This is a genomic window from Nocardioides gansuensis, from assembly GCF_003076135.1.
In the GTDB taxonomy this organism is placed as follows: Bacteria; Actinomycetota; Actinomycetes; order Propionibacteriales; family Nocardioidaceae; genus Nocardioides; species Nocardioides gansuensis.
This window is the reverse complement of the sequence record NZ_QDGZ01000005.1, coordinates 356,855-382,249: the sequence shown is the minus strand read 5'-3', so window position 1 is coordinate 382,249 and position 25,395 is coordinate 356,855. Positions and strand designations below refer to the sequence as shown.

The following is a 25,395-nucleotide window of genomic DNA, read 5'->3' as shown; positions in this document are numbered from 1 at the left end:
GTGAACGGGAGAACAAACCGAGTCCAATGCTCGGCTAGCACAGGTGAGAAGACTCACCTCCACCGGGGGTGGCGCAGATGTGGTACGACGCGCGCTCAGCGGGTCAGGGCGGCGCGGAGCCGGGCCTCGTCGACCCGCCAGAAGTCGTGCTGCGCGCCATCGACGAGGGTCACCGGGATCTCCTCGCCGTAGCGGTCCTGGAGGACGGGGTCGGTGTCGATGTCGATCTCCTCCCACGTCTCGCCGAGGTCGGCACAGACCCGGGCGACGACCTCCCGCGCGGTGTCGCACAGGTGGCACCCGGCCCGGCCGTAGAGCGTGACCCGGGGGGTGGGGGCGGTGGGCCCGGTCACTCCAGGAGACCCAGCGTCCGACGGCGCTCGAGGCCGCGCAGCCGGCCCTTCTGCACCTTCCCCGTGACCGTCAGCGGCAGCTCGTCGACGACCTCGATGCGCGTCGGCTGCTTGAAGCGGGCGAGCCGCGACGCCGCGTGGGCGCGCACCGAGTCCTCGAGCTCCTGCACGCCGGCGCCCGGCGCCACGACGTACGCCACCACGGCCTCGCCGGTCTGCTCGTCCGGCACGCCGATGACCGCGACGTCCACCACGCCGGGCACCTCGCGAAGGACGTCCTCCACCTCCGTGGGGTAGACGTTGAAGCCGCTGACGATCACCAGCTCCTTGACCCGGTCGACCAGGAAGAGGTCGCCGCTCTCGTCGAGGAAGCCCACGTCGCCGGTGGACCACCAGCCCTGGGCGTCGGGCCCGCCCCCGCCGTCGGGCCAGTAGCCGCTGAACAGGTTGTCGCCCCTCACCTGGATCTGGCCGGGGTCCTCGCCGTCGACCTGCCGGCCGGACTCGTCGACCAGGCGCAGCTCGATGCCCGGCAGCGCCGAGCCGACGGAGCCCGGCTGCAGCTCGCGGCTGCACAGGGTGCTGGTGACGACCGGGGCTGCCTCGGTGAGGCCGTAGCCCTGGTGGACCGGGAGGCCGGTGAGCTCGGTGAACCGCTCCACCACGCCCGGGTCGAGCGGCGCGGAGCCGGACAGCACGAGCCGGACGGGGCCGAGGCGCTCCTGCAGCTGCTCGAGCGGCAGCCAATGGGCGAAGACCGGGGGCGCGAGCGGCAGCACGCTGACGGCCTCGTCCTCGATCAGGTCGAGCACCTCCTGCGGGTCCCACTGCTCGACGATCAGCAGCTTGGCGCGGTGGCGGAGCACGCCGCCGAGGACGGCGTTGAGGCCGTAGACGTGGAACAGCGGCAGCGCCCCGAGCACCACGTCGTCGCCGTGGATCATCGGGGGCTCGACCCGGGCCACCTGGTCGATGTTGGCGAGCAGGGCCCGGTGCGTGAGCATCGCAGCGCGCGGCCGGCCGGACGTGCCGGAGGTGTAGAGCAGCGCTGCCAGCTTGTCGGGGTCCTGGAGCGGCGGCACCGGGCGCGCCTCGGCGGCCCGCAGCTCGTCCCAGCGGAGCTCGCCGGCCTCCGGGTGGGCCTCGACGACGACCACGCGCGGGCGGCTCGCGGTCCCGGCCAGCGCCTCGCGGACCAGCGGGGCCGTCGCCGCGTCGGCGACGACCAGCCGCGGCGTGCAGTCGTCCACGATGCGGGTCAGCTCGCCCACGGCGGAGCGCGGGTTGACCGGCACGGCCACGGCCTGGGCCCGCAGGGTTGCGAGGTACGCCGTGACGAACTCGAGACGGTTGCCCAGCACGAGCACCACCCGGTGCCCGGCCAGCAGCCCGGCTCGTCCCAGGCCCGTCGCCAGCCGGCCCACCTCGTCGTCGAGCTCGCCCCAGGTGAGCCCGCGTCCGGTGGTCTCCACCAGGGCGAGCCGGTCGGGGGACTCCGATCCCGCAGCGGCCACGAGCTCGGCCAGGTCGGTCTGCGCCATGGGTCGATCCTTCCACAGCGCGTGGAGCCGGCCGTGCGGGTCTAGTCTGAGCAGCGTGAGCCCGCAGGAGATGCCCCGCCGCCTCGACCTCCGGCAGCGTTCGACCCTGGCCGGCGAGGCAGCTGCCGCGGCCGCTGAGGTGGAGAGCGCGCTCGACGTGCCGAGTGACCCGACCTCGGCTGCGTTCTTCGACGTGGACAACACCGTGATGCAGGGCGCCAGCATCTTCCACCTCGCCAGGGGCCTGCACCGGCGCAAGTTCTTCACGACCCGCGAGATCCTCGGGGCCGCCTGGAAGCAGACCTACTTCCGCGTCATCGGCGTCGAGGACCCCGAGCACATCGCCGACGCCCGCAACTCGGCGCTCAGCTTCATCGCCGGCCACACGGTCACCGAGCTCGAGGAGATCGGCGAGGAGATCTTCGACGAGGGCATGGCACACCGCATCTGGCCCGGCACCCGCGCCCTCGCCCAGCTGCACCTCGACCAGGGACAGCGCGTGTGGCTGGTGACGGCGGCGCCCATCGAGATCGCCAACATCATCGCCCGGCGGCTCGGCCTCACCGGCGCGATGGGGACGGTGGCCGAGCACGTGGACGGCGTCTACACCGGCCGGCTTGTCGGCGACCTGCTGCACGGGTCTGCCAAGGCGGAAGCGATCAAGGCGCTGGCCGCCCGCGAGGGGCTCGACCTCGCCCGCTGCTCGGCGTACTCCGACTCGGCCAACGACCTCCCCATGCTCTCGCTCGTGGGCGACCCCTGCGCCATCAATCCGGACGCGCGCCTGCGCGCGCACGCGCGGGCGCAGGGCTGGCGGATCAGGGACTACCGCACCGGGCGGAAGGCCGCCCGCGTCGGGCTGGTCGTCGGGGCCGTCGCCGGGGCGGCCAGCGGCGCGGTGGCCGCGGGGGTGGCCCTCCGAGGACGCCGGCCCGGCGCCTGAGTCCCGGCTCCGCACTCCCCGCAACCGCCGGAGTGTGACGTGAACAGGAGTCAAGATTCGTCTCTACCGGTTCACAAGGGCTGCGATCCCACTTACTCTGGAGTAGGTCCTGCGGGATGGGATCGCTCTGGGGAGGGTGGATGAGGGAAGAGGACTGCGCGCGCGGTCTGGACGCGCTGCGGCACGCCGTCGCGCTGGCGCTCCGGCCCGAGCCTCTGCTCTCCGCCGCTGGACCCTCGGGCGTCGTCTTCACCGAGGCCACTGCCCCCGCGCCGGGCGCCTCGCCGGGCAGCGGGTTCGACGACTCCGAATGGGCCGTCTCCTCCGAGGAGGACGAGGGCGAGCGCTCCCGGATGATCGCCCTGGTCGAGCTTGCCCGCACGGGTGACAAGGAGGCCTTCGGCCTCCTCTACGACCACTACCACGGCTCGGTCTACCGCTTCCTGTTCTACCGCACCCGCTCCGTCACCCTGGCCGAGGACCTCACCTCGGAGACGTTCTTCCGCGCCCTGCGCAGCATGAACGGGTTCCGCTGGCAGGGGCGCGACTTCGGGGCCTGGCTGATGACCATCGCGCGCAACCTCACCACCGACCACTTCAAGGCCGGACGCACCCGGCTCGAGCTGGCGACCGAGGACATGGGCGCCCACGACGACGCCACCGAGGGACCCGAGAGCGCGGTGCTGGCCGGCCTCACCAACGAGATCCTGCTACACGCCCTCAAGGCCCTTCCGACCGAGCAGCGCGAGTGCCTGATCATGCGCTTCCTCCAGGGCCTCAGCATTGCGGAGACCGCGTTGGCACTGGACCGGAGCGAGGGCGCCGTGAAGCAGCTCCAGCTGCGCGGCGTACGCAACCTGGCGAAGCTGATGCCCGAGGGGTTGCGCGACTGATGGACATCGCAGCGAAGACCCGCTCGTGGGCCGTAACCCCGCGCCGTCAGACCTCGTTTGTCGGGGTGCAGGAGCACCGCGCCACCGCGTCGTGCACGGCCGCCACCACACCCACAGGACGGAAGCGATGACAGCGCCCTTCTCGACACGGCGACGTGCCGACGAGTTCGAGGCCCTGGTCTCCGGGAGCGTCTCTCGCACCCCCGCGGCACCGCTCACCGAGCGTGACGCCGAGCGGTTCGCGCGGCTCCTCGAGGTGGTCGAGGACCTGCGGGCGCTTCCCCAGGTCGCCCCGCGGCCGGAGTTCTCCGCCGACCTCCGCAGCCGCCTGATGGCGGAGGCCGACACGGTGCTGCTGCCCGTCGACCGCGCCATCGAGACGCGCCTGACGCCCGTGCCCTCCACCGGCACCCGCCCGCAGCGCCGGCTCGCGGCCGTGCTCGGCGGCGCCGCGATGGTCGGTGCGACCGCGTCGGTGGCCGTCGCCGCCCAGTCCGCCCTCCCCGGCGACTCCCTCTACCCGATCAAGCGCGCCCTCGAAGGCGCAGAGACCAGCATCGCCGCGAGCGACGCCTCTCGCGGCAGCAGGCTGCTCGACAACGCCTCCGGCCGCCTCGCCGAGGTCGACGAGCTGGCCCGGCGCGGCACCCCCGAGGTCGCCGCACAGGTGCCGACCACGCTCACTGACTTCAACGAGCAGGCCCGTGACGCCGCTGACGTGCTGATCAGCGTCTACCTGGAGACCGGCGACAAGGTGGTCATCACCGACCTGCGCGCGTTCACCTCCCGGAGCATGGCCCGGCTGCTCGACCTCGAGGCCGAGGTGCCCCACGGCGCCCGCGACGAGCTGGTCGAGGCCGGCCGCACCCTGGCCAGCATCGACGAGCGTGCGGAGGAGCTGTGCCCGTCCTGCGAGGGCGGCCTGTCCTCGCTGCCCGCCTTCCTCCTCGCGGGCAGGCAGGCGGCCGCCGGCGTGGTGCCCTCGGTCGCCTCCGAGGCCTCGCTCGACGACGTGCCGACTCGCGTCGACGGATCCGGCAAGGTCGCAGAGAAGGGCAAGGGGACGCGCACGGAGCCGGTCTCCACACAGTCGACCGACGGACTCCAGGTGCCCCCGATCGAGATCCCCGAGCAGACCACCAGCACGGGCGAGGAGTCCACGAAGACGGGCACCGGCTCGACGCCCTCGGCCAAGGACCCGGTCGAGGACGTCACCGAGTCACTGCAGGGCAAGGACTCGGTCACCACCACGCTCACCGACCCGGTGACGGGTGAGGACGGGCTGCTGGACGGGGGCGGTGACGTCGTCGACGACGTCACCGGCGGCGCCACCTCCGGCCTGCTGCCGTGACCCTCTCCCGCGGCTCAGCGGACGAGGTCAGCGGAAGACGCTCTCCCGCTGCCGCAGCAGGGTGTAGAGGGTCTGCTGGATCGTCTCGCGGACCTGGTCGGTCACGTTGAAGACCAGCATCGGGTCGTCCGCCTCTACCGCGTCGTAGGCATCGGTGCGGATCGGCTCGCCGAACTCGAGCAGCCACTTCGAAGGCAGCGGCACCAGCCCGAGCGGGCCCAGCAGCGGGAAGAACGGCGTGATCGGGATGTAGGGCACGCCGAGCAGGCGCGCCAGGGCCGGGATGTTGCCGACGAGGGGGTAGATCTCCTCGGCACCGACGACCGAGAGCGGCACGATGGGTACGCCGGTGCGCAGGGCCGCGGAGACGAAGCCCCCGCGCCCGAAGCGCTGCAGCTTGTAGCGCTCGGTGAAGGGCTTCCCGATGCCCTTGAAGCCCTCGGGCCAGACGCCGACGAGCTCGCCACCGGCGAGCATCCGCTCGGCGTCCTCGTTGCAGGCCAGGGTCGTGCCTGCCTTGCGGGCCAGGCCGCTCACGACGGGCAGCTTGAAGACCAGGTCGGCCCCCAGGGCGCGCAGGAATCGGCCGGAGTTGTCGTGCACGGCGACCATGGTCATCAGCGCGTCGAGCGGGATCGTGCCGGAGTGGTTGGACACGACCAGCGCGCCGCCCGTGGCGGGGATGTTCTCGATGCCCCGCACCTCGACCCGGAACCACTTGGTCGCGATCGGCCGCAGCGCCGCCATGAAGAAGCGCTCGGTGATCTCGGCGTCGAAGCCGTACTCGTCGACGACGTAGTCGCCCTCCAGGCGACGCCGCCAGAAGGCCATCAGCTCGGCCAGGCGGCGCTCCCACTGGTCGCCGAAGACCTCCATCGCCGCCGACTGGAGGGCGGCGAGCCAGTCACCGACCGGGATGCCCGCGAGCGGGTGGCGCTCGCTGGTAGTCGTTGCCGGGCGCGCCGGGGGCGTCGACGGGGCGTCGACCCGCTCGGCGGCCGCAGCGGGGGGCGCTGCTGTGGGGGCCTGCGTCCTCGTGGCGGCTTCGGGCTTGCGGGCGGGCCGGGAGGCTGGCTTGGGGGCCAGCCTGCGCGCGGCGGAGGACGGCCGGGTCTTGCCGCTGCCGCGGCCGGGCCGGCCGCTGGTGCCGATCGGGATGATCTCGGCGTCAGACACGGACGGTTCCCTTCTGCTCGCCGGTGGGATGCTGGCCGAGGCGCGGGGGCGCCGGCCGGGCGGGCAGCGGGACCCCCATCGACACGCCGAAGTCCGCGAACGCCTCCGCGGTGGTGAAGCGGGGCTCGAAGCCGAGCATCGTGCGCATCCGGGTCGTGTCGACACCGCGGCCATGGGTCAGGAACCCGAGCTGCTCGGGTGAGAACTCGGCCACGCGCGCCGAGCGCAGGGCCGAACCCAGTCGGCCGACCGCGAAACGGGGCAGTGTCACCGACGGCTTGCTGAGGCGGCGGATGGCCTGGGAGAGCATCAGGATGCCGTCGCCGGCGACGTTGAAGGTGCCGGCCCGCTCGGTCAGGACCGAGTGCTTGAGCACACCGAGGAGGTCGTCCTCGTGGAGGAACTGCAGGCGTGGGTCGAAGCCCAGGACGCGCGGGATGACCGGGAGGCGGAAGTAGCTGGTGATCGGGCTGACGACGTGGGGACCGATCACGTTGGCGGCGCGGACGGTGGTGACGGTGACGTCGGGGCGGCGCCGGGCGAAGCCGCGGACGTAGCCCTCGACCTCGTTGACGTCCTTGGCGTAGCCGGAGGACGGCAGCTGCTTGGGGCCCATCTCCTCGGTGAACATCGCCGGGTCACGCGGGCTGGCGCCGTAGACGGTGGTGGTGGACTTGACCACCAGCTGGCGCACCGACTCCGCCTTCTGGCACGCAGCGAGCAGCTGCATCGTGCCGAGGACGTTGAGCTCCTTCATCGTGTTGCGGCCGCCGGCGGTGCCGGGGGTCGCGATCACGCTCATGTGGACGACGGTGTCGACGTCCTCCTTGGCGATGACCTTCGCGATGACGGGGTTGCGGATGTCGGCGCGGACGAAGGAGACCTCACCGATGTCGCCGCGTGGGGGCACGACGTCGACACCGATGACGCGGTCGATGGACGGGTCGGCAGCGGCCACCCGCGCGAAGCGGCGGCCCAGGTCCCGGGAGATCCCGGTGACGAGCACGACCCGTCCCATGCCGCGGGTTACTTCCCGAGCTTGCGGCGCTGGACGCGCGTCTTCTTGAGCAGCTTGCGGTGCTTCTTCTTCGCCATGCGCTTGCGCCGCTTCTTGATGACAGAACCCACAGGGAAACCTTTCGCCTTGCGTCACGCGCACGCCGGTGCGCGCGCGGCGCACGGACAGACGTCCGCGCGACGGGCACAGCCTACTTGTCGCGCGGCGGCGCCGGGGAATCGAGTGGTCCGGTGGACGAGAAGCGCTGGGGCGCCGGGGGGTTGTCGGCCTGGCTCAGCCCGCCGAGTAGAAGCTCTTGCGCAGGTATTCGTTGACGTCGTCCTCGGTGACCCGGAACGACCGACCGACGCGCACCGCGGGCAGCTCGCCGCTGTGGACGAGGCGATAGACCGTCATCTTGGACACGCGCATCTGCGCAGCGACCTCGGCGATGGTCAGGAATCGGGACTCAGACATGTCACCTGGAGTCTTTGCAGCCATGGGTGCACCGATCTTTCTCGCGGCACGGCACCGGCTTCCCCACCGATGACAACGTCGTGGCGCTACTGGGCTGAGGATAGGGGCACAAGTGACCTGTGGGGAAGTATGTGACCAGTGAAACTTGTGTGACTGTCGGCGTGTCGTGTTGATTTCGGGTGGACCGAACCAACGCTACGCCGATTTCCCAGCGGTCCCAACCGCCTCAGCGCAGGTCAGGGCTGCGGGTCGAGGCCGTGCAGCGGGAAGACCGCGGTGCGCGTGGCCATGATCGCCCGGTCGAGCCAGGTCTCCGGGTCGTAGCCCGCGGACCAGTCACGGTAGGCGGGGCTGCGGCCGTCGGTGAGGCGGAAGGGCGCGGTACGCCCCGTCAGCTCCTCGACGTGCACGCGCCAGCCCAGCGGGGTCTCGGTCGCCGGGTCGACCGGCTGGCCCGCCACGATCGCCAGCAGGTGGGTCCAGGCGCGGGGCACCACTTCGACGAGGGCGTAGCCGCCTCCACCCGTGGCGACCCACTTGCCGTCGCAGACCTCGTGGGCGAGCTCGTGGAGGGCGAGGTAGGCCGCGCGCTGCCCGTCGACCGAGAGCATGAGGTGGGCGAGCGGGTCCTCCATGTGGCTGTCGCAGCCGTGCTGGGTGACGAGCACCTGCGGCCGCCACTCCCGCAGCAGCGGGGGTACGACGGCGTGGAAGGCCCGCAGCCAGCCTGCATCGGCCGTGCCGGGCGGGAGTGCCACGTTGGCGGCGGTGCCCTGGGCCGCCGGCCCGCCGATGTCAGTCGGGAAGCCGGTGCCGGGGAACAGCATCTGCCCGGTCTCGTGCAGGGAGATCGTGAGCACGCGCGGGTCGTCGTAGAAGATCTGCTCCACCCCGTCGCCGTGGTGGACGTCGACGTCGACGTAGGCCACCCGCTCGACTCCGCGATCGAGCAGCCACTGGATGCCGACGGCGACGTCGTTGTAGATGCAGAACCCGGACGCGCGGTCACGCATGGCGTGGTGCAGCCCGCCTGCGATGTTCGCGCTGTGCAGGGACTCCCCCGACCAGACCTGCCGGCAGGCCTCGACCGTGGCACCGACGACGTGGGCTGCCGCCTCGTGCATGCCGGCGAAGACCGGGTCGTCCTCGGTGCCGAGCCCGCGCTCGAGGTCGACGTGCCCCGGCGTCGTACCGCACCGCGTCACCGCCTCGATCAGCCCACGGTCGTGGACCGTCGCGATCAGGTCGTCCTCCGCGACCGGCGCGGGGACCTGGCGGAGCCCGTCGAGGACGCCGAGCTCGTCGGCCAGCAGCATCGTCAGGTCGACGCGGACGGGCGACATCGGGTGGGTGGGCCCGAAGTCGTAGTCGGTGAGTGTCTTGTCGAAGACGACCGACGAGGATCCGGGGCACTCCATGTGGGGGACGTTACTCCCCGGCGCGCCCGGCGCCCGAGATGTCCGGCCTGTCAGGCGTCCCGAGTCGGCGCGTCTGCACACGCAGACCCGGCCGAGTCGGCGCGTCTGCACATGCACGTCGCCGCCGGGTGGCGGCGCTCAGGATCCCTCGGCGAGCGCGCGGGAGCGGTCGCGCGCGGCTTCCATGGCGGCCAGGAAGGCGGCCCGGACGCGGTGGATCTCCAGCTCGCGGAGCGCGGCGGCGGTGGTCCCGGCGGGCGAGGTGACCTGCTCGCGCAGGACCGCGGGGTGGGTGCCGGTCTCCCGGAGCATCCTGGCCGAACCGACGAGGGTCTGGACGACGAGCTCGGTCGCCGTGGCACGGGGCAGCCCGAGGTGGACGCCGGCCTCGATCATGGACTCGACGACGAAGAAGATGTAGGCGGGGCCGGAGCCGCTGATCGCGGTGACGGCGTCCTGCTGCTTCTCCGGGATCCGGAGCACCCGCCCGGTCGAGGCCATCAGCGACTCGGCCTCGGCGAGGTGGGCCTCGTCGCAGTGCGAGCCGGGGGAGATCGCGGCCATGCCCTCGTCGACCAGGGCCGGGGTGTTGGGCATGACGCGCACGACGGCGACGCCCTCCGGCACGTGCGACTCGATGAACGAGGTCGTGATGCCGGCAGCGAGCGAGACGAGCAGCTGGCCGGGCCGCAGCTCGGGGGCGATCTCCTCGAGCACCGCGGCCATGTCCTGCGGCTTGACCACCAGCGCCACGGTGTCGGCCTTGCGAGCCGCCTCGACGTTGGACACGACGCTCACGCCGTACCGCTCCTCGAGCTCCTGCGCGCGCTCGGGGCGCTTCTCGCCGACGAGGAGGTTGTCGACGCGGCGGCCCGCCCGGACGAGGCCGGAAAGCAGGGTCTCCCCCATCACGCCGGCACCGATGATCGCTGTGGTCATGTCGGCCTACTTCTTCGAGATCAGGGAGCGGAGGAAGAACGTGAGGTTCTGCGGGCGTTCGGCGAGGCGGCGCATCAGGTAGCCGTACCACTCCTGGCCGTAGGGGATGTAGACGCGCATCGTCTCGCCGGAAGCGGCGAGGCGCTTCTGCTCCTCGGGGCGGATGCCGTAGAGCATCTGGAACTCGTAGGTGCCGGGGCGGCGGCCGTAGCGGCTGGCCAGCGACGAGGCGATCTGCACCATGCGCGGGTCGTGGGTCGCGATCATCGGATAGCCCTGGCCGGCCAGCAGCACCTTGAGGCAGCGGACGTAGGACTTGTCGACGTCGAGCTTGTCCTGGAAGGCGACCGACTCGGGCTCGTTGTAGGCGCCCTTGCACAGCCGCACCCGCGAGCCCTCGTAGGCGAGCGCGCGGCAGTCGGCCTCGGTCCGGTGGAGGTAGGCCTGCAGCACCGCGCCGGTCTCGGGGAAGTCCTTGCGCAGCTCGCGCAGGATCGACAGCGTCGAGTCGATGGTGGTGTGGTCCTCCATGTCGAGGGTCACCGTGGTGCCGGCGTTGCGGGCAGAGCGGCAGATGTCGCGGGCGTTCTCGAGGGCGATCTTGTGGCCGTCGCCGGGGAGCGCCTGCCCGATGGCGGAGAGCTTGACCGACACCTCGGCGCGGCTCGCGAGGCCTCGCTGGGCCAGCGCCTGCAGCAGCTCCTTGTAGGCCGCCACGGTCGCGTCGGCCTGGGCCTGGTCGAGGGTGTCCTCGCCGAGGAAGTCCAGGGTCACGGCGAGGCCGTCGTCGACGAGCCGGGCGGTCGCGTCGACCGCGGCCTGCGTGGTTTCGCCCGGGACGTAGCCGGTGACGATGCCGGCGGAGACGGGCAGGGTGCTGACGAGCTTCTTGACCTGCTCGCTGCGGGACAGCAGCAGGATCGGCTGACGGAGAAGCGACATGGCGAGAAGGCTACGCCGTGGGGCGGCGCCTCCGGCATGGGTCAGGGAGTACGACGCCGCAGCGTCGCCGCTCCGAGCGCGAGCGCCACGACCGCGAACCCGACCACGACGCCGACGTCGCCCCAGACCGCGGACTCGTCCGCCGCCCCGACGAGCTCCTTCATCGCGTCGACCGCGTAGGAGAGCGGCAGCACGTCGCTGATCGCGCCCAGGAGGTCGGGCATCACGTCGCGGGGCACGAAGAGCCCGCACAGCAGGATCTGCGGCACCACGAAGAGCGGCATGAACTGCACGGCCTGGAATTCGGTGGCGGCGAAGGCGCTGACGAAGAGCCCGAGCGCCGTGCCGAGCACGGCGTCGACGACGGCGACCACGCCGAGCAGCCACACCGGGCCGTTGACGTCGAGGTCGAGCAGACCCACGCTCACGGCGACGGCGAGGGTCGACTGGACCGTCGCGATCAGCCCGAAGGCCAGGGCGTAGCCGAGCAGGAAGTCGAGCTTGCCCATCGGCATCGCGAGCAGCCGCTCGAGGGTGCCGGACGACCGCTCGCGCAGGGTTGTGACGCTCGTGACCAGGAACATCACGATGAACGGGAAGAGCGCCAGCAGGCCGGGACCGAAGCGGTCGAAGGTCTCGCCCGGCAGCTCGTCGAACATCCACCAGAGCAGGCTGATCAGCAGGCAGGGCAGCACCAGCAGCATCGCCAGGGTGCGGTGGTCGCGGCGGATCTGGGTCAGCACCCGGCCGGCGACGGCAAGGGTCTTCATGCCGCCTCCTCCACCAGCCGGAGGAACGCGTCCTCGATGTTGTCCGAGCCCGACTTGGCCCGGATCTCGTCCGGCGTCCCGTCGGCGATGATCCGGCCCTCGCGCATCAGCAGCAGCCGGTCGCAGCGGTCGGCCTCGTCCATCACGTGGCTGCTCACCAGCACGCACGCGCCGGAGTCTGCGATGCGGTGGAAGAGCTGCCAGAGGTCGCGGCGCAGCACCGGGTCGAGCCCCACGGTCGGCTCGTCCAGGACCAGCACGTCCGGGCTGCCGAGGAGGGCGACCGCCAGGCTGGCCCGCGACCGCTGGCCGCCGCTCAGGTTGCCCACCGTCTGGTTGCGGTGGTCGCTCAGGTCGACGGCGTCGACCACGCGATCGACCTCAGCGGCGTCCGCCCCGAGCACCCGGGAGAAGAAGCGGAGGTTCTCGGCGACCGTGAGGTCGTCGTACACGCTCACCGCCTGCGTCTGGTAGCCGATCCGGTGCCGCAGCGCCTTGGCGCCCGCCGGCAGGCCGAGCACGTCGACGCTGCCGGAGCGCACCCTCTGCACTCCCACGATCGCGCGCATCAGGGTGCTCTTGCCGCATCCGCTCGGTCCGAGCAGCCCGGTCACGCCCGGCGCGACGTCGAGACCGATGCCCGGCAGCACGGTCCGGCCACTGCGCACCACCACGAGGTCACGGACCTCGATGACGTTTTTCATCATGCGTTGAATTGTGCTCCGGCGGCAGCGGTCAGTCAAGGAGTCAGTCACCCAACGGGGCGAGCAGCTCCTTCTTGCCCTCGAAGGCGAACAGCAGCAGGTCTGTCATCAGGAATCGCCCCTCCACCTCTCCCAAGGTCGGCCGGAACGCGGGGCTGCGGACGATCGAGTGCCGGCTGCCCTCCATCGCACGATGGAACGTCTCGGCGACCAGGCGCGCCCCCACCCCGGTCATCCGTCCTCCGTTGAGCTCGGCCTCGCGCAGGCAGTAGAACCACAGCGGGGTGTCGGCCAGGAAGGTGTCGAGCTGGGTCGCCGTGAGTCCGGAGAGGTCTGCGCCACCGGCGCCGTCCCGCAGCTGGGCGCGGGTCAGGGTCGCCACGGGGACTCCCGAAGACCGCAGGTGCGCCGCCATCTGCTGACCGCTGGCGAGGTTGACCATCCCGGCGCGCACCAGGTTGCGGAACGCGAGGTTGGCCCTGATCGTGCCGCCGTCCGACGCCGCTCCGCCGAACGAGCCGGTGGGCAGCAGCGACAGGGGGTCGACCAGCCGGGTGTCGAGGCGACGGGCCAGGTTGAACTCACCGGCCGGTGGCTTGAGGTCGTCGCGCCCGGCCTGGCCGAACCGGTAGAGGCGGCGCCAGTCCGCGATCCAGTTGCTCGGCAGCGTCGGGTCGCCACCGAGGTCACCGCTGGTGCCCGAGAAGAAGAACAGGAGGTCGAGGGTCCCGGAGCCGCTGGGGAACCGGGCGTTCCAGTCGTAGGCCTCGCGGACCATGGAGTGGCCGAGGCGGAAGGCGCCGATCGAGAACTCCACGGGCATGGTCGGCATCGAGAACGGGTCGGCCCCGGGCTCGACGACCTTCCGGCCGTTGCGGAACACGTCGGTGACCACGGCGCCGTCGCAGATGCGCCGGAGGTAGTCGGTCTTGAGCATCCACTGGTAGTGCAGCACCGTCTTGCGGCGAGCCCGCTCGAAGCGCTCGGCGGTGGGCACCGACGCCGGCAGGCTGCGGACCACCCGGTTGTGGAACCGGATGAACGCCGCGTGGTGCTGCGCGACCGCGAGGTTCTCGTCGTTGCGGAAGTCGGGGATCAGCGCCTTGCGGGCGGCCGCAGCCCCTCCGGTGCCCACCCGCGGCACGTCGAACCCGACGCGAGCCACGTCGCCCCCGATCCGGGTCGTCCTGCCGACCTTCAACCGGGCCTTGTCCGCCTGGTAGAAGCCGGCCGAGACCGGGTCGAGCGGCCCCGCGCCGTAGAGGGAGTCGAGGTCGAGGGTCGGCGACCTGCCCTGGAGCAGGTCGGCGGGTGAGACGTGGTCGCCGAAGGCGACGGTGGTGGCGTCGAAGGTGAGGTCGTGGTCGACGAACTGGCCGAGGTAGGTGTATCCGGCCGGGACGGACCCGTCACGGCTGCGTCCCCGGGTCATCGCCTCGGCCACCTTGCGGGCGATCGGCTGCGGCAACCTGGTGCCCTTCGGGCCGACGCGGGAGAAGCGGAACGCCGGCGCGGCGAGCGCGGCCCTGCCGTCCGTCGCCGTGAGGTGCGCGCGGGCACTCACGGCAGGATCACCCGCCGACGGTGCGCCGACCGCCCCCTCCCCCTCGATGAAGAAGACGTCGCGGCCGTGCCGCGGGGTGGTGGCGGTTGGTGTGGGTGTCATCGCGTGTGCTCCCAGGTGTCGAGTCAGCTCCCTGGAAGGAGCCTCCTCCGACGCCCGGTGATACGCATCGGCACTTCTACCGACCCTTCGCTCAGATGTCCCCGGTGAGGTAGCGCTGGATCGTCGGCGCATAGACCCTGATGATCTCCTCCTCGGCCATCGAGGCGATGGGCTCCAGCTCGAGGACGTAGCGGGCCATGATCAGCCCGATCAGCTGGCTGGCCACCACGGGCATGCGGCGCTCGGGCTCGTCCACCCCGAGGGCCCTGCCGATGGGCAGCACCACGGCCGGGAGGAAGCCCTCGGTGAGGAGGCGGTGCCCGGCTGGGTCGAACATGCCGCGTACGACGGCGAGCAGGGGCAGCCGGTTGGCCGGGTCGTCCCACACGGACAGGAAGACCCGGAGCAGCCGCTCGGCCGCCCCGTCGGGACCACCGACGAGGGCAGGGGCGAGCCGCTCACGTGGGTCGACCGGCAGCCTCAGGGACGCCACGAAGAGATCGTCCTTGCTGCCGAAGTAATGGTGCACCAGCGCCGGGTCGACGCCGGCTGCGGACGCGACGCCCCGGATCGTCGTACCCCTGAAGCCCGACGCGGCGAACGCCTCGCGCGCGGCGTCGAGGATCGCCGTCCGGGTCTCCGGGTTGCCCGGCCGGCGGCCGCGGCGGCCGGCGGTGCTCAACGTCGCCCGCTCATCCGGCGTGTACGCCGAGGTGCTCGCGGGCGAACTCCAGCGACTCGCGCAGGTCCGCCTCGCGCTCGGGCCGGGACGTGGCGCGGCGGGTGTTGATCTCCAGGACGACGTGCCCGGTGAAGCCGCTGGCCGCGATGTGCCGGAGGAACTCCCCGGCCCCCGTCACCCCGCGCCCCGGCACCAGGTGCTCGTCCTTCGCAGATCCGGTGCCGTCGGTGAGGTGGACGTGGCGCAGCGAGTCGCCGAGGCGCTCGGCCAGCTCGATGACGTCGGTGCGCGCGATGGCCGCGTGGGAGAGGTCGATGGTGGTGTTGGCGTAGTCCTCGGCAGACGGGTCCCAGCCGGGGAGGTACATCTCCATCCCGCGGCGCGAGGACGCGCGCCACGGATACATGTTCTCCACCGCGAAGGCGATGCCGGTCGACTCCTCGAGGGCCGCGATGCCGGTGACGAAGCCGGCGGCGTACTCCCGCTGCCAGCGGAACGGAGGGTGTACGACGACCACGTCGGCGCCGACCTCGTGCGCCATCTCGGCCGACCGCAGGAGCTTGCCCCACGGCTCGATGCCCCAGACCCGCTGGGTGAACAGCAGGCAGGGCGCGTGGACCGCGCAGACCGGCACGCCGTGGTGCTCGACCAGCTGGGTGAGCGCCGACGACTGCTGGCTCAGCGAGTCGATGCCGACCATCACCTCGACCGCGTCGTAGCCGAGCTGCGCCGCCCACCCGAAGGCGTGGGCCGTCGACTCGGGATAGACCGAGGAGGTGGAGAGCCCGATGAGGGACATCGCCCAGGCCCGTCAGCCCAGCCCGCCCGGGCGGACGGCGCCGTCTGTGTCGAGCACCGAGATCTGGTCGATCCGCTCGAGGATCACGCCCTCGCGCAGTGCCCACGGGCAGATCTCCAGGGCCGGCAGGTCGAAGATGTCCATGCACGCCTCGGCGACCAGCGCGCCGGGGACGATCTGGTGGGTGCGGCTCGGCGAGACGCCCGGGAGGACGGCGAGCTCCTCGGGGCTGAGCGCGACCAGCTTGGGGATCCACTCGGTCAGCGTCGCCAGCTCGAGCACCCGCGCCACGAGCGGCCCGTCGCCGCTCGGGGCGGCGCCACAGATGCGGGCCAGCGAGCGGAACGTCTTGGAGGTCGCGGCCGCCCGGTCGGGCGCGCCGTGGCGCAGGAGGTTGCCCGCGTCGCGGGCGATGTCGGCACGGATCTGCCGCCGGAGGCTGCGGATGGCGTCCTCGCCGGGTCGCCCCTGGCCGAACCACGCGCGGGCGAGCCGGGCCGCCCCCAGCGGCAGCGACCACGCAACGTCGGGTGCCTCGTCGGCCCCGCCGGCGATCTCCAGCGACCCGCCCCCGATGTCGAAGACGGCGAGTCGCCCGGCCGACCACCCGAACCAGCGGCGTACGGCCAGGAAGGTCAGCCGCGCCTCGTCCTCGCCGGACAGGACGTCGAGCGTCACGCCGGTGACGGCTCGGACGTGGGCCAGCACCTCGTCGGAGTTGGTGGCGTCGCGCACCGCCGACGTGGCGAAGCCGAGCATGTTCTCGCAGCCCTTGTCCTCGGCGACTTCGAGGGAAGAGGCGCAGAAGCCGGTGAGCGCGTCGATGCCGTCGGCCGTGACGGCGCCGTCGGCGTCGAGGTGTTCGGCGAGGCGCAGCGGCTGCTTGTGCGAGTACGCCGGGAGCGGGGCGGCACCGCCATGGGCGTCGACCACCAGCAAGTGACCGGTGTTGGACCCGATGTCGAGCACACCCAAACGCATGTGCCCACGCTACCGGGGCCCGGGCGCACGGGTCTCGCTGCGCTCGCTGCGCTCGCTACTCGACCTCCAAGATCGCTGCGCTCGCTACTCGACCAGCGAACTACGCTGTGTGAGTGCCCGAAGTGGACCTCGTCTTTCCCCGCGCCTACGTCGAGTTCGTCGACCCGGCCGACGACGACCAGGTGTTCCGCTGCGACCTGACCTGGCTCACGTCGGGCTTCATGTGCATCTTCGGGCAGGGCTGCCAGGGCATCTACAAGGAGTCGCCAGACACCGGGTGCTGCACCCTCGGCGCCCACTTCGCCGACACGGACGACGAGCGGCGGGTCGCCGCCTTCGTCGCCCAGCTGTCACCGGACCAGTGGCAGTTCCACCCCGGCCGACAGGTGCGGCCACGGGACTGGGTTGAGAAGGACGAGGACGGCGAGCGCAAGACCCGCACCCACGAAATCGACGGCCAGGCGGCGTGCGTCTTCCACAACCGCACCGACTTCGCGCGCGGCGCCGGCTGCGCGCTCCACGTGCTCGCGCTCGACCAGGGCCGCAACCCGCTGGAGACCAAGCCGGACGTCTGCTGGCAGCTGCCGATCCGCCGCACATACCGCGCCGTCGAGCGCCAGGACGGCACGACCTACACCGAGGTCGGCATCGGCGAGTACGACCGGCGCGGCTGGGGCCCGGGCGGCCACGACCTCGACTGGTACTGCTCCGGCAACACCGAGGCCCACGTCGCACTCGAGCCGGTCTACGTCACCCACGAGGCCGAGCTCGTCGCCCTGATGGGCGAGGCGGCGTACGCCGAGCTGCGGCGCCACTGTGACGCGCACGTGCGCTCCAGGTCGGCCCTCGCACTGCACCCGGCAGACCCGCACTGACGCTCGCGGGCGGTGGCCGCATGCACGGCAGTTGCAAGCGACCGCGAACTCTCGACGTCAAGAGATCACGACCCCGATGCAGCAGATCTCGGGGAGGGCGCTCAGAATGCTGGCATGCGCCTGGACCATCTCTCCTTTGCAGCCGGACCGGATGGCCTTGTGAGCACTGCCCAGCGGATCGGGGGCCTGCTCGGCAAGGACTTTATGGACGGCGGCGTGCACCCGCGCTTCGGCACCCGCAACATGATCCTGCCGCTCGCCGGCAAGACCTACCTCGAGATCGTCGAGGTCCTCGACCACCCGGCGAGCGACAAGGCTCCCTTCGGCCAGGCTGTCCGGGCGCGCTCCGCCCTCGGCGGCGGCTGGCTTGGCTGGGTCGTCGCGGTCGACGACATCGCCCCGGTGGAGCAGCGCCTCGGCCGCGAGGCCGTCAACGGCAACCGCCACCGTCCCGACGGCGCCGAGCTGCGCTGGAAGCAGATCGGTGTCACCGGCCTGATCTCCGACCCGCAGCTGCCCTTCTTCATCCAGTGGGAGAGCCCGTCCGACATGCACCCCAGCGTCGGCGCCGATGACGGCCTCTCCCTGCACTGCCTGGAGATCGCCGGCGACCCGCACCGGGTGAGCGAGTGGCTCGGGGAGACCGTCGAGGCTCCGCTCGAGGACGTCAAGGTCGAGTGGGTGGCCCCCAACGGCACCCCGGGCATCATCGCAGCGCAGATCCAGACGCCGGCCGGCCTCGTCCGCATCTGATCCGTCCCAGGTGACGGCACACACGGCGACGCCGAGTCCGAACATCTGGCACCACCCGGCCACCTACGAGGTGGAGAACCGGGCCGCCGACCCGCACGGCCGCATCGAGGCCGCGATGGCGTCGGTCGCCACGTGGTCCGGGCGCACCTTGCTCGACCTCGGCTGCGGCACCGGCTTCCACCTCCCGCGCTGGGCCGAGACCGCCGCCTCGGTGATCGGGGTCGAGCCGCACCCCTCCCTCGCGGCCCTGGCCCGGCGGCGTACGCGTCGGCTCCAGCACGTCGAGGTGCTCGAGGGCACCGCCCAGGCCCTGCCCCTGCGCGACGCGAGCGTCGACGTCGTGCACGCGCGGTGGGCCTACTTCTTCGGCCCCGGCTGCGAGCCGGGCCTCGCCGAGCTCGACCGGGTCGTACGCCGCGGGGGCTCGGCGTTCGTGATCGACAACGACGCCACGCGCTCGACCTTCGGGGCGTGGTTCCGCCGCGGTTACCCCAGCGTCGACCCGCAGGAGGTCGAGCTCTTCTGGATCCGCCGGGGCTGGACCCGGATCCCGGTGGACATGGGCTGGCGCTTCGAGTCACGCGCCGACCTCGAGGCCGTGGTGCGCATCGAGTTCGGGCCCGAGGTCGCCGACGAGGTGCTGGCCTCGCACGCGGGCACCGAGGTTGACTACGCCGTCAACGTGTGGTGGCGCTCGTGGTGAGGACGCTGCTGGTGGTCGGCGGATCCGGGTTCCTCGGGAGCCACGTCGTCCGCGCGGCCCGCGAGTCGGGGTGGCGGGTGCACGCGACCTCCACCAGCGGGCGCCCCGCCGGTGACGTGCCCTGGCACCGGCTGGACCTGCGCGACTGCACCGCGGTGACGCGCGTGCTCGACGCGGTCGCCCCGGACGCCGTCGTCAACGCCGGTGCCGCCCTCCGCGGCGGGGCGGAGGCCGACCGCACCGTCAACGCTGACGGCGCCGTCCGGCTGGCGACGGCGCTCACGGCCGGCCCCGCCCGCCTGGTGCACGTCTCCACCGACTGCGTGCACGGCGGCCGCGAGGAGCCCTACCTCGACGACGAGCCGCCGACCCCGGTCGCGTGGTCGTACGCCGAGGCGAAGGCCGCCGCCGAGGAGGCGATCCTGGCCCTCGGGTCGGACGCGGTCGTGGTCCGGCCCGCGCCGGTGCTCGGCGAGCCCGGCGGCGACCGAGGCCCGCACGAGCACTTCGACGCCAGCTACTTCACCGACATGGTCCGCATGCCCGTGGTCGTCACCGACCTCGCCGCGATCCTGGTCGAGCTCGCCGAGACGGCGCACCGCGGCACGATGCACGCCGCCGGCCCACAGGAGGTCGACCGGTGGCGGCTGGCCCGGGCGATCGCGCGTCAGGCGGGCGCCGACCCCGAGGAGGTGCGGGCCACGAGCCTGGCCAGCAGCGGCCTCGCGCGCCCCGGCGTACTGCGGCTGGACACTGCCCGCGCCCGCACGCTCCGGACGAGGCTGCGCGCCGTCGGTGAGATCCTGCCCCTCGAGTGAGCGCTCAGACGACGCTGGAGCCACGCAGCGCGAGCGTGGGCTTGAGCAGCACGCCGGGATTCTCGACGGGCTGGTGCGTGAGCAGCGCCTCGAGGGCCTTCACGACCTCGACGGCGGCCTGCTCGAGAGGCTGCCGCACCGAGGTGAGGCCCCCGGGAAAGACCTGCGCGACCTGGGAGTCGTCGAAGCCGACGACGGCGATGTCGCGGCCGGGCGCGAGCTGGCGGATCCAGAGGGTGTGCAGCACGCCCATGGCCAGGGTGTCGGAGGCGCACACGAAGGCCGTGGGGGCGGACTCGTCGAGGAGTACGGCGGCGGCCTCGGCTCCCGACTGCACGGTGTCCTCCACCCGGGAGGCCAGCCCGGTGGTGGGCAGGCCGTGCGCGTGCATCGTGGTCGACCACCCGGACCGGCGGTCCTCGCCGAGGGGCGAGTCCTTGCGCCAGCCGATCCAGGCAATGCGGGTGTGGCCCTGGTCGAAGAGGTGCTCGGTGGCGAGGCGGATGCCGGCGGCACCGTCGACGTCGACCCAGGGATGGGTCGCTCCGGGGTCGTCCCACGGCCGGCCGAACGCGACGAAGGGTGCGCGTTGGTCGGTGAGCCAGGCAGCCTGGGGGTTGCCGAGCCAGGTGTCGGTCACGACGAACGCGTCGACGGCGGTGGAGCGCAGCAGGTCGTCGTAGCCCCTCACCGGATCGAGGTCGTCACCGGGGAAGAGCAGCACGTGGTAGCCGGCCACCTCCGAGGCCTCGACCAGCGAGTGCACGAAGCGGTCGATGGCCGCGTTGGCCGTGCCCTCCTGGGCGGGGGCGAACCGCATGCCGATGAGCGACGAGGTGCGCGTGCGCAGGTTGCGGGCCGCGCGGTTGGGCGAGTAGCCGAGGTCTTCGATCGCGCGGCGCACGCGCTCGAGCGTGTCGGCACGCAGGAGGTCGGGGTTGTTGACCGCGTTGGAGACCGTCTGGCGGGAGACGCCCGCGAGCTCGGCCACGTCGGCGAGCGTCGGCGGCGACACGGGGATGTGCCCGGTGATCCGGCCGTCGCTTCGCACATGGCTTCGCACATGGACCCCCTTGATCGTTCCAAGTCGCGTGCTCAGCATATCGCCGTGCCCGCCTGGGAGCTCTCGATGCCCGTTTCGTGGCGGGTCCACGTCGCCCTGTCAGGGCGTTGTCCGTGCCGTGGCCTAGCGTGCGCCCCATGAGCAAGGCGAAGATGCGGGCGAGCTACCGGTGCTCGGAGTGTGGCTGGGAGACCGCCAAGTGGGTCGGCCGGTGCGGCGAGTGCCAGGCCTGGGGCTCGGTGGCCGAGGCCGCCGCGGCGACCCTGCGCACGTCCGCCGCCCCCGTCTCGACACCGGCCGTGCCGATCGGGCAGGTCTCGGCCGAGGAGTCGGGATTCCGCACCAGCGGGGTGCCCGAGCTCGACCGCGTGCTCGGCGGCGGCCTCGTGCCCGGCGCGGCCATCCTCCTCGCGGGCGAGCCCGGCGTCGGCAAGAGCACCCTCCTGCTCGAGGTGGCCGCGCAAACGGCCCGCCACCGCCACCGCACGCTCTACGTCACGGGCGAGGAGTCGGCCTCCCAGGTGCGGATGCGCGCCGACCGCACCGGCTCGGTGCAGGACGAGCTGTTCCTGGCTGCCGAGACCGACCTGGGTGCCGTGCTGACCCACATCGAGCAGGTGCGGCCCACCCTCCTGGTGGTCGACTCGATCCAGACGATCGGCGCGTCCGGGCTCGAAGGCGTCCCCGGCGGCGTCACCCAGGTCAAGGAGGTCGCGGCCGCGCTGATCCGGGTCGCCAAAACCCGCAACATCACCACCGTGATCGTCGGCCACGTGACCAAGGACGGCTCCATCGCCGGTCCGCGCGTCCTGGAGCACCTCGTCGACGTCGTCCTCCACTTCGAGGGCGACCGCAACAGCCGGTTCCGGATGGTGCGGGCGATGAAGAACCGCTTCGGCCCGGTCGACGAGGTCGGCTGCTTCGACCTGTCCGCCGACGGCATCGAGGCGGTCGTCGACCCGACGGGGCTGTTCGTCGAGCACCACGAGCGGGCGGTGCCCGGCACGTGCGTCGCCGTCTCGATGGAGGGCCGGCGGCCGCTCCTCGCCGAGGTGCAGGCACTGGTCACCAGCTCGCCGCTCGAGCGGCCGCGGCGCACGACGTCCGGGCTCGACGCCTCCCGGGTGCACCTGGTGCTGGCGGTGCTCCAGCAGCACTGCCGCATCCACTTCCACTCCTCCGACGTCTTCGCCTCGACGGTGGGCGGGGCCCGGCTCACCGAGCCGGCCACCGACCTGGCACTCGCGGTCGCCCTGGCGAGCGCCTCCCGCGGCACCGCGCCGCCGCGCGGAGTGGTCGCGATGGGTGAGATCGGGCTCGCCGGCGAGCTGCGGCGGGTGCGTGACCTGCCCCAGCGACTCGCCGAGGCCGCGCGGCTCGGTTTCCGGGTCGCCGTGGTGCCGAGCAACGGCGCGCCGAAGACCGCTGACGGCCCGATCGACGGGATGGCGGTGCTCGACGTGCCCGACGTGGCGTCGGCGCTGACCCTGCTGCGGCTCAATAGAGCCGAGGCCTGAGCGCGGTTCCCCTAGACTGGCGCGGGTTTGCCGGGTTCAGGAGGAGGGGTGAGGCGTGGCCGAGCGTTCGGGCGACCAGCTGCGTCTCCGCGTGACCCTCGCCTCGATCGCCCCCGGCACCGCGCTGAGGGATGGCCTGGAGCGCATCCTCCGCGGCCGCACCGGCGCACTGATCGTGCTGGGCCAGGACAAGGTCGTCGACTCGATCTCCACCGGCGGCTTCACCCTCGACGTCCCGTTCACGGCGACCGGCCTGCGTGAGCTGGCCAAGATGGACGGCGCGATCATCCTCGACCGCGACGTCACCCGCATCCACCGGGCGGCCGTGCACCTGATGCCCGACCACACCATCCCGTCGGAGGAGACCGGCACCCGCCACCGCACCGCCGACCGGGTCGCCAAGCAGACGGGCTTCCCGGTGATCTCGGTGTCCCAGTCGATGCAGATCATCGCGGCCTACGTCGGCGACATCCGCCACGTGCTCGAGGACTCCGGCCAGATCCTCTCCCGCGCCAACCAGGCCCTCGCGACCCTGGAGCGCTACAAGCTCCGCCTCGACGAAGTCTCGGCCACCCTGTCGGCCCTCGAGATCGAGGACCTGGTCACGGTCCGCGACGTCACCGTGGTCGCGCAGCGGCTCGAGATGGTCACCCGCATCGCCCGCGAGATCGAGGACTACGTCCTCGAGCTCGGCACCGACGGCCGGCTGCTCTCGCTGCAGCTGGAGGAGCTCGTCACCGGCGTCGACGCCGAGCGCGAGCTCGTGGTCCGTGACTACCTCCCGGGCGGGCGCCGTCGCAAGGCGACCCCCGAGCAGGTCCTCGTCGACCTCGAGGGCCTCTCCCCCACCGAGCTCGTCGACCCGGGCGCCGTCGCCCGGGCGATCGGCCTCGGCACCAGCGAGCACCTCGACGGCGCCGTCGCGCCCCGGGGCTACCGGCTCCTCGCCAAGGTGCCCCGGCTCCCGGCCGCGGTGGTGGACCGGCTCGTCGAGCACTTCGGCGGTCTCCAGCAGCTGCTCTCCGCGGGCATCGACGACCTCCAGGTCGTCGAGGGCGTCGGCGAGCTCCGGGCGCGCAGCGTGCGCGAGGGCCTCTCCCGGCTCGCCGAGTCGAGCATCACCGAGCGCTACATCTGACGCGCGCGGCTTACTGCTGCGCGGTGCGTGAGCCCTGCCGGGCGACGACCTGGCAACCGCCCGTGGCGGGCCGGGAGCAGCTGAGAGGCGGGGTCAGCCGTTGGGCTCGGAGACGCCTGCGCCGTCGTCGCCGGCCTGGTGGGCGCGGCCCTTCTCGCCGTCCGGCTGCGGCTTGGGGGTGACCGTCTTGGTGATCACCGCGCTGGAGGGCCGCACCAGCTCGAACTGGACGTTCGTCGGCTCGCCCGCGAGGGCGGCCGCTTCCACGTGGTAGTAGCCGGGGAGCGCCCACTCGGTGAGCCCCGAGCACTCCTCGTCGGATCGCCGGGCGTTCCAGGTCACCACGACGGGGGTGTCGACGGCCTGGCGCACCACGACGTCCTGCACCGGGATGGCGGCCGGGCACTCCTGGCTGGCCCAGATCCGGTCGGTGCCCGAGGTGATCTTCAGGGTCACCGTCTCGGGTGACACCTGCCAGGTGCACGCGGGGCTCGTCACCGTGCGCAGGTTGAGCGTGATCGGCACGTCCGCGCCGCCGGTGGCGGTCGCGACGGCCGGCGTGACGGTGATGTCGCTGGGCGTGCACGGGCCACTGGGCTCCGCGAGCTCCGGGGTCGGAGGCGCGGTGGGCCTGGCCTTCCGCTTCTTCTTGCCCTGCTTCACCGGCTCGCTGGCGGTGGTCGCCACCTCGGTGGTCGTGGCCCCCGCCTGTGCCGCCGTCGCCGCGCCCTCGTCCGAGCCGTCCGAGGCGTCGCTGGCACCGCCGAGCAGCCGCGCCAGCCCGATCACGAGCAGCAGCGGCACGAGCAGGACGACCACGCGCCGCGTCCAGTAGACGCGCGCGGGAAGCGGGCCCCTCGGCTGGATGGTGGCGGGCATGCCGCCACGTTAGCCAGCGGGGGCCGCGATGCCGCGGTGCCACACCGGGCGCCTAGCATCTGGAGCGATGAGCGAGCTCCACGCGCCGATCCTGGACTGGTACGCCGCGCACGCGCGCGACCTCCCCTGGCGGCACCCCGACGCCTCGCCTTGGTCGGTGCTCGTCTCCGAGGTCATGCTCCAACAGACCCCGGTGTCGCGCGTGCTGCCGGCCCACGACGCCTGGCTCCAGCGCTGGCCGACTCCAGCCGCGCTCGCCGCCGACGCCCCGGGCGACGCGGTGCGGATGTGGGGACGGCTCGGCTACCCGCGACGCGCGCTGCGCCTCCACGCCGCCGCCCTCGCGATGACCGAGCGGCACGGCGGCGAGGTGCCGTCGACGTACGACGAGCTCCGGGCGCTGCCCGGGATCGGGGACTACACCGCGTCGGCCGTCCTGTCGTTCGCCTTCGGGCAGGCCCGGCCGGTGCTGGACACCAACGTGCGGCGAGTGCACTGGCGGACGCTGCGGGGTGCGGAGTTCCCACCCGACGCGGTGCGCGCGCATGAGCGCCGCGACGCGGCGTACCTCCTGCCTGACGACGACGCGACCGCCGCCACCTGGTCGGTCGCGGTCATGGAGCTGGGCGCGCTGGTGTGCACCGCCCGCGACCCGCGGTGCGGCGCCTGTCCGGTCGCCGAGCTGTGCGCGTGGCGCGCCGAGGGGCACCCGCCCCACGACGGGCCGCCCCGGCGCGGCCAGGCCTGGGCCGGCACCGACCGCCAGTGCCGCGGCCGGCTGATGGCCGTCGTGCGGGAGGCCGACGGGGCCGTGCACCTCAGCCGGCTGGAGGCGGTGTGGGCCGACGACGCCCAGCGCGACCGCTGCCTGGCCGGCCTGGTGGCCGACGGCCTGCTCGTGCCCGCCGGCCCCACGGCGTACGCCCTCCCCTGACGACTGGGCGCATCTGCACACGCAAGAGCGGTCGAGTCGGCGCAACTGCACACGCAAGAGCGGTCGAGTCGGCGCAACTGCAC

Annotated in this window: 27 protein-coding genes; 10 read left to right on the top strand and 17 right to left on the bottom strand. The window is 72.6% G+C overall.

What is annotated here, in order from left to right; genetic code table 11:
- Window positions 1-95: 95 nt before the first annotated feature.
- Window positions 96-353 (bottom strand): glutaredoxin family protein, encoded by a 258-nt coding sequence (locus tag DDE18_RS13690; protein ID WP_116572803.1) that lies wholly within the window; start codon window positions 351-353, stop codon window positions 96-98.
- Window positions 350-1,894: a class I adenylate-forming enzyme family protein gene (locus DDE18_RS13685; protein WP_116572802.1), complete on the bottom strand. Its 1,545-nt coding sequence runs from the start codon at window positions 1,892-1,894 to the stop codon at window positions 350-352. The genes DDE18_RS13690 and DDE18_RS13685 overlap by 4 nt, the downstream gene beginning before the upstream one ends.
- Window positions 1,895-1,949: 55 nt before the next feature.
- On the opposite strand from DDE18_RS13685, the gene DDE18_RS13680 reads away from it, so the two are divergent.
- From DDE18_RS13680 to DDE18_RS13670, 3 genes are all read left to right on the top strand, one after another.
- The gene (locus DDE18_RS13680; RefSeq protein ID WP_425437569.1) at window positions 1,950-2,837 is read left to right on the top strand and encodes an HAD family hydrolase; all 888 of its coding nucleotides are present in this window, start codon (window positions 1,950-1,952) and stop codon (window positions 2,835-2,837) included.
- Between the two features lie 140 nt (window positions 2,838-2,977).
- Entirely contained in the window at window positions 2,978-3,730 is a 753-nt protein-coding gene (locus tag DDE18_RS13675; RefSeq protein WP_116572800.1) for a sigma-70 family RNA polymerase sigma factor, read from the top strand.
- A gap of 127 nt (window positions 3,731-3,857) precedes the next feature.
- Window positions 3,858-5,081, top strand: coding sequence for a DUF5667 domain-containing protein (locus tag DDE18_RS13670; RefSeq protein WP_116572799.1), 1,224 nt, complete (start codon window positions 3,858-3,860; stop codon window positions 5,079-5,081).
- Window positions 5,082-5,108: 27 nt separating this feature from the next.
- Here the strand turns inward: DDE18_RS13670 and DDE18_RS13665 are convergent, their stop codons facing one another.
- The 13 genes from DDE18_RS13665 to DDE18_RS13605 all read right to left on the bottom strand — a co-directional run bounded on the left by DDE18_RS13665 (window position 5,109) and on the right by DDE18_RS13605 (window position 16,632).
- Window positions 5,109-6,257, bottom strand: coding sequence for a lysophospholipid acyltransferase family protein (locus DDE18_RS13665; protein WP_170313283.1), 1,149 nt, complete (start codon window positions 6,255-6,257; stop codon window positions 5,109-5,111).
- Complete coding sequence (locus DDE18_RS13660; protein WP_116572798.1) at window positions 6,250-7,275, bottom strand: NAD-dependent epimerase/dehydratase family protein; 1,026 nt, start codon at window positions 7,273-7,275, stop codon at window positions 6,250-6,252. The genes DDE18_RS13665 and DDE18_RS13660 overlap by 8 nt, the downstream gene beginning before the upstream one ends.
- Window positions 7,276-7,283: 8 nt before the next feature.
- A complete protein-coding gene (locus DDE18_RS13655) occupies window positions 7,284-7,385 on the bottom strand; it encodes a 30S ribosomal protein bS22 (protein WP_008356322.1) in 102 nt (33 codons plus the stop codon).
- 163 nt (window positions 7,386-7,548) lie between these two features.
- Complete coding sequence (locus DDE18_RS13650; RefSeq protein ID WP_116572797.1) at window positions 7,549-7,755, bottom strand: helix-turn-helix domain-containing protein; 207 nt, start codon at window positions 7,753-7,755, stop codon at window positions 7,549-7,551.
- 212 nt (window positions 7,756-7,967) lie between these two features.
- Window positions 7,968-9,149 carry an acetoin utilization protein AcuC gene (locus DDE18_RS13645; protein ID WP_116572796.1) on the bottom strand — a complete coding sequence of 394 codons (1,182 nt, stop codon included), beginning with the start codon at window positions 9,147-9,149 and terminating at the stop codon, window positions 7,968-7,970.
- A 138-nt stretch (window positions 9,150-9,287) separates the two neighbouring features.
- The gene (proC, locus tag DDE18_RS13640) at window positions 9,288-10,088 is read right to left on the bottom strand and encodes a pyrroline-5-carboxylate reductase (protein WP_116572795.1); all 801 of its coding nucleotides are present in this window, start codon (window positions 10,086-10,088) and stop codon (window positions 9,288-9,290) included.
- A gap of 6 nt (window positions 10,089-10,094) precedes the next feature.
- On the bottom strand, window positions 10,095-11,030 hold the full coding sequence (locus DDE18_RS13635; protein ID WP_116572794.1) for a proline dehydrogenase family protein: 936 nt from the start codon (window positions 11,028-11,030) through the stop codon (window positions 10,095-10,097).
- A 41-nt stretch (window positions 11,031-11,071) separates the two neighbouring features.
- A complete protein-coding gene (locus DDE18_RS13630; protein WP_116572793.1) occupies window positions 11,072-11,800 on the bottom strand; it encodes an ABC transporter permease in 729 nt (242 codons plus the stop codon).
- Window positions 11,797-12,507, bottom strand: a complete 711-nt coding sequence (locus DDE18_RS13625; protein ID WP_116572792.1) for an ABC transporter ATP-binding protein — start codon at window positions 12,505-12,507, stop codon at window positions 11,797-11,799. The genes DDE18_RS13630 and DDE18_RS13625 overlap by 4 nt, the downstream gene beginning before the upstream one ends.
- A gap of 40 nt (window positions 12,508-12,547) precedes the next feature.
- Window positions 12,548-14,170, bottom strand: a complete 1,623-nt coding sequence (locus DDE18_RS13620) for a peroxidase family protein (RefSeq protein ID WP_116572791.1) — start codon at window positions 14,168-14,170, stop codon at window positions 12,548-12,550.
- Window positions 14,171-14,261: 91 nt separating this feature from the next.
- Entirely contained in the window at window positions 14,262-14,852 is a 591-nt protein-coding gene (locus tag DDE18_RS13615) for a TetR/AcrR family transcriptional regulator (protein WP_116572790.1), read from the bottom strand.
- A 10-nt stretch (window positions 14,853-14,862) separates the two neighbouring features.
- The gene (locus DDE18_RS13610) at window positions 14,863-15,651 is read right to left on the bottom strand and encodes a sugar phosphate isomerase/epimerase family protein (protein WP_116572789.1); all 789 of its coding nucleotides are present in this window, start codon (window positions 15,649-15,651) and stop codon (window positions 14,863-14,865) included.
- 12 nt (window positions 15,652-15,663) lie between these two features.
- Window positions 15,664-16,632, bottom strand: a complete 969-nt coding sequence (locus DDE18_RS13605) for a Ppx/GppA family phosphatase (protein WP_116572788.1) — start codon at window positions 16,630-16,632, stop codon at window positions 15,664-15,666.
- A 113-nt stretch (window positions 16,633-16,745) separates the two neighbouring features.
- On the opposite strand from DDE18_RS13605, the gene DDE18_RS13600 reads away from it, so the two are divergent.
- The 4 genes from DDE18_RS13600 (at window position 16,746) to DDE18_RS13585 (ending at window position 19,781) form a co-directional block, all read left to right on the top strand.
- A complete protein-coding gene (locus DDE18_RS13600; RefSeq protein ID WP_116572787.1) occupies window positions 16,746-17,507 on the top strand; it encodes a DUF3109 family protein in 762 nt (253 codons plus the stop codon).
- 114 nt (window positions 17,508-17,621) lie between these two features.
- Window positions 17,622-18,260, top strand: a complete 639-nt coding sequence (locus DDE18_RS13595; protein WP_116572786.1) for a VOC family protein — start codon at window positions 17,622-17,624, stop codon at window positions 18,258-18,260.
- A 10-nt stretch (window positions 18,261-18,270) separates the two neighbouring features.
- A complete protein-coding gene (locus DDE18_RS13590; RefSeq protein ID WP_245916689.1) occupies window positions 18,271-18,963 on the top strand; it encodes a class I SAM-dependent methyltransferase in 693 nt (230 codons plus the stop codon).
- Entirely contained in the window at window positions 18,960-19,781 is an 822-nt protein-coding gene (locus DDE18_RS13585) for an SDR family oxidoreductase (RefSeq protein ID WP_165821152.1), read from the top strand. Before DDE18_RS13590 ends, DDE18_RS13585 begins: the two co-directional genes overlap by 4 nt.
- 4 nt (window positions 19,782-19,785) lie before the next feature.
- Here DDE18_RS13585 and DDE18_RS13580 read toward each other — a convergent pair whose 3' ends face one another.
- Window positions 19,786-20,844, bottom strand: coding sequence for a LacI family DNA-binding transcriptional regulator (locus DDE18_RS13580; protein ID WP_245916687.1), 1,059 nt, complete (start codon window positions 20,842-20,844; stop codon window positions 19,786-19,788).
- Between the two features lie 137 nt (window positions 20,845-20,981).
- On the opposite strand from DDE18_RS13580, the gene radA reads away from it, so the two are divergent.
- A complete protein-coding gene (gene radA, locus DDE18_RS13575; RefSeq protein ID WP_116572783.1) occupies window positions 20,982-22,361 on the top strand; it encodes a DNA repair protein RadA in 1,380 nt (459 codons plus the stop codon).
- Between the two features lie 55 nt (window positions 22,362-22,416).
- Window positions 22,417-23,499, top strand: coding sequence for a DNA integrity scanning diadenylate cyclase DisA (gene disA, locus DDE18_RS13570; RefSeq protein WP_116572782.1), 1,083 nt, complete (start codon window positions 22,417-22,419; stop codon window positions 23,497-23,499).
- A gap of 93 nt (window positions 23,500-23,592) precedes the next feature.
- On the opposite strand, the gene DDE18_RS13565 is transcribed toward disA, so the two are convergent.
- Window positions 23,593-24,378, bottom strand: a complete 786-nt coding sequence (locus DDE18_RS13565; protein ID WP_165821151.1) for a hypothetical protein — start codon at window positions 24,376-24,378, stop codon at window positions 23,593-23,595.
- Between the two features lie 67 nt (window positions 24,379-24,445).
- Between DDE18_RS13565 and DDE18_RS13555 the strand changes: the two genes are divergently transcribed.
- Window positions 24,446-25,312, top strand: coding sequence for an HhH-GPD family protein (locus tag DDE18_RS13555; RefSeq protein WP_116572779.1), 867 nt, complete (start codon window positions 24,446-24,448; stop codon window positions 25,310-25,312).
- The last annotated feature ends 83 nt before the right edge of the window (window positions 25,313-25,395 follow it).

Excerpts from the sequence above, each read along its gene's own strand:
- radA (WP_116572783.1), top strand. The coding sequence starts at position 20,982 with ATGAGCAAGGCGAAGATGCGGGCGAGCTACCGGTGCTCGGAGTGTGGC.
- DDE18_RS13595 (WP_116572786.1), top strand. The coding sequence starts at position 17,622 with ATGCGCCTGGACCATCTCTCCTTTGCAGCCGGACCGGATGGCCTTGTG.
- DDE18_RS13685 (WP_116572802.1), bottom strand. The coding sequence starts at position 1,894 with ATGGCGCAGACCGACCTGGCCGAGCTCGTGGCCGCTGCGGGATCGGAG.
- proC (WP_116572795.1), bottom strand. The coding sequence starts at position 10,088 with ATGACCACAGCGATCATCGGTGCCGGCGTGATGGGGGAGACCCTGCTT.
- DDE18_RS13660 (WP_116572798.1), bottom strand. The coding sequence starts at position 7,275 with ATGGGACGGGTCGTGCTCGTCACCGGGATCTCCCGGGACCTGGGCCGC.
- DDE18_RS13670 (WP_116572799.1), top strand. The coding sequence starts at position 3,858 with ATGACAGCGCCCTTCTCGACACGGCGACGTGCCGACGAGTTCGAGGCC.
- DDE18_RS13675 (WP_116572800.1), top strand. The coding sequence starts at position 2,978 with ATGAGGGAAGAGGACTGCGCGCGCGGTCTGGACGCGCTGCGGCACGCC.
- DDE18_RS13625 (WP_116572792.1), bottom strand. The coding sequence starts at position 12,507 with ATGATGAAAAACGTCATCGAGGTCCGTGACCTCGTGGTGGTGCGCAGT.
- DDE18_RS13620 (WP_116572791.1), bottom strand. The coding sequence starts at position 14,170 with ATGACACCCACACCAACCGCCACCACCCCGCGGCACGGCCGCGACGTC.
- DDE18_RS13645 (WP_116572796.1), bottom strand. The coding sequence starts at position 9,149 with ATGGAGTGCCCCGGATCCTCGTCGGTCGTCTTCGACAAGACACTCACC.
- DDE18_RS13565 (WP_165821151.1), bottom strand. The coding sequence starts at position 24,378 with ATGCCCGCCACCATCCAGCCGAGGGGCCCGCTTCCCGCGCGCGTCTAC.
- DDE18_RS13605 (WP_116572788.1), bottom strand. The coding sequence starts at position 16,632 with ATGCGTTTGGGTGTGCTCGACATCGGGTCCAACACCGGTCACTTGCTG.
- DDE18_RS13630 (WP_116572793.1), bottom strand. The coding sequence starts at position 11,800 with ATGAAGACCCTTGCCGTCGCCGGCCGGGTGCTGACCCAGATCCGCCGC.
- DDE18_RS13610 (WP_116572789.1), bottom strand. The coding sequence starts at position 15,651 with ATGTCCCTCATCGGGCTCTCCACCTCCTCGGTCTATCCCGAGTCGACG.
- DDE18_RS13635 (WP_116572794.1), bottom strand. The coding sequence starts at position 11,030 with ATGTCGCTTCTCCGTCAGCCGATCCTGCTGCTGTCCCGCAGCGAGCAG.
- DDE18_RS13650 (WP_116572797.1), bottom strand. The coding sequence starts at position 7,755 with ATGGCTGCAAAGACTCCAGGTGACATGTCTGAGTCCCGATTCCTGACC.
- DDE18_RS13555 (WP_116572779.1), top strand. The coding sequence starts at position 24,446 with ATGAGCGAGCTCCACGCGCCGATCCTGGACTGGTACGCCGCGCACGCG.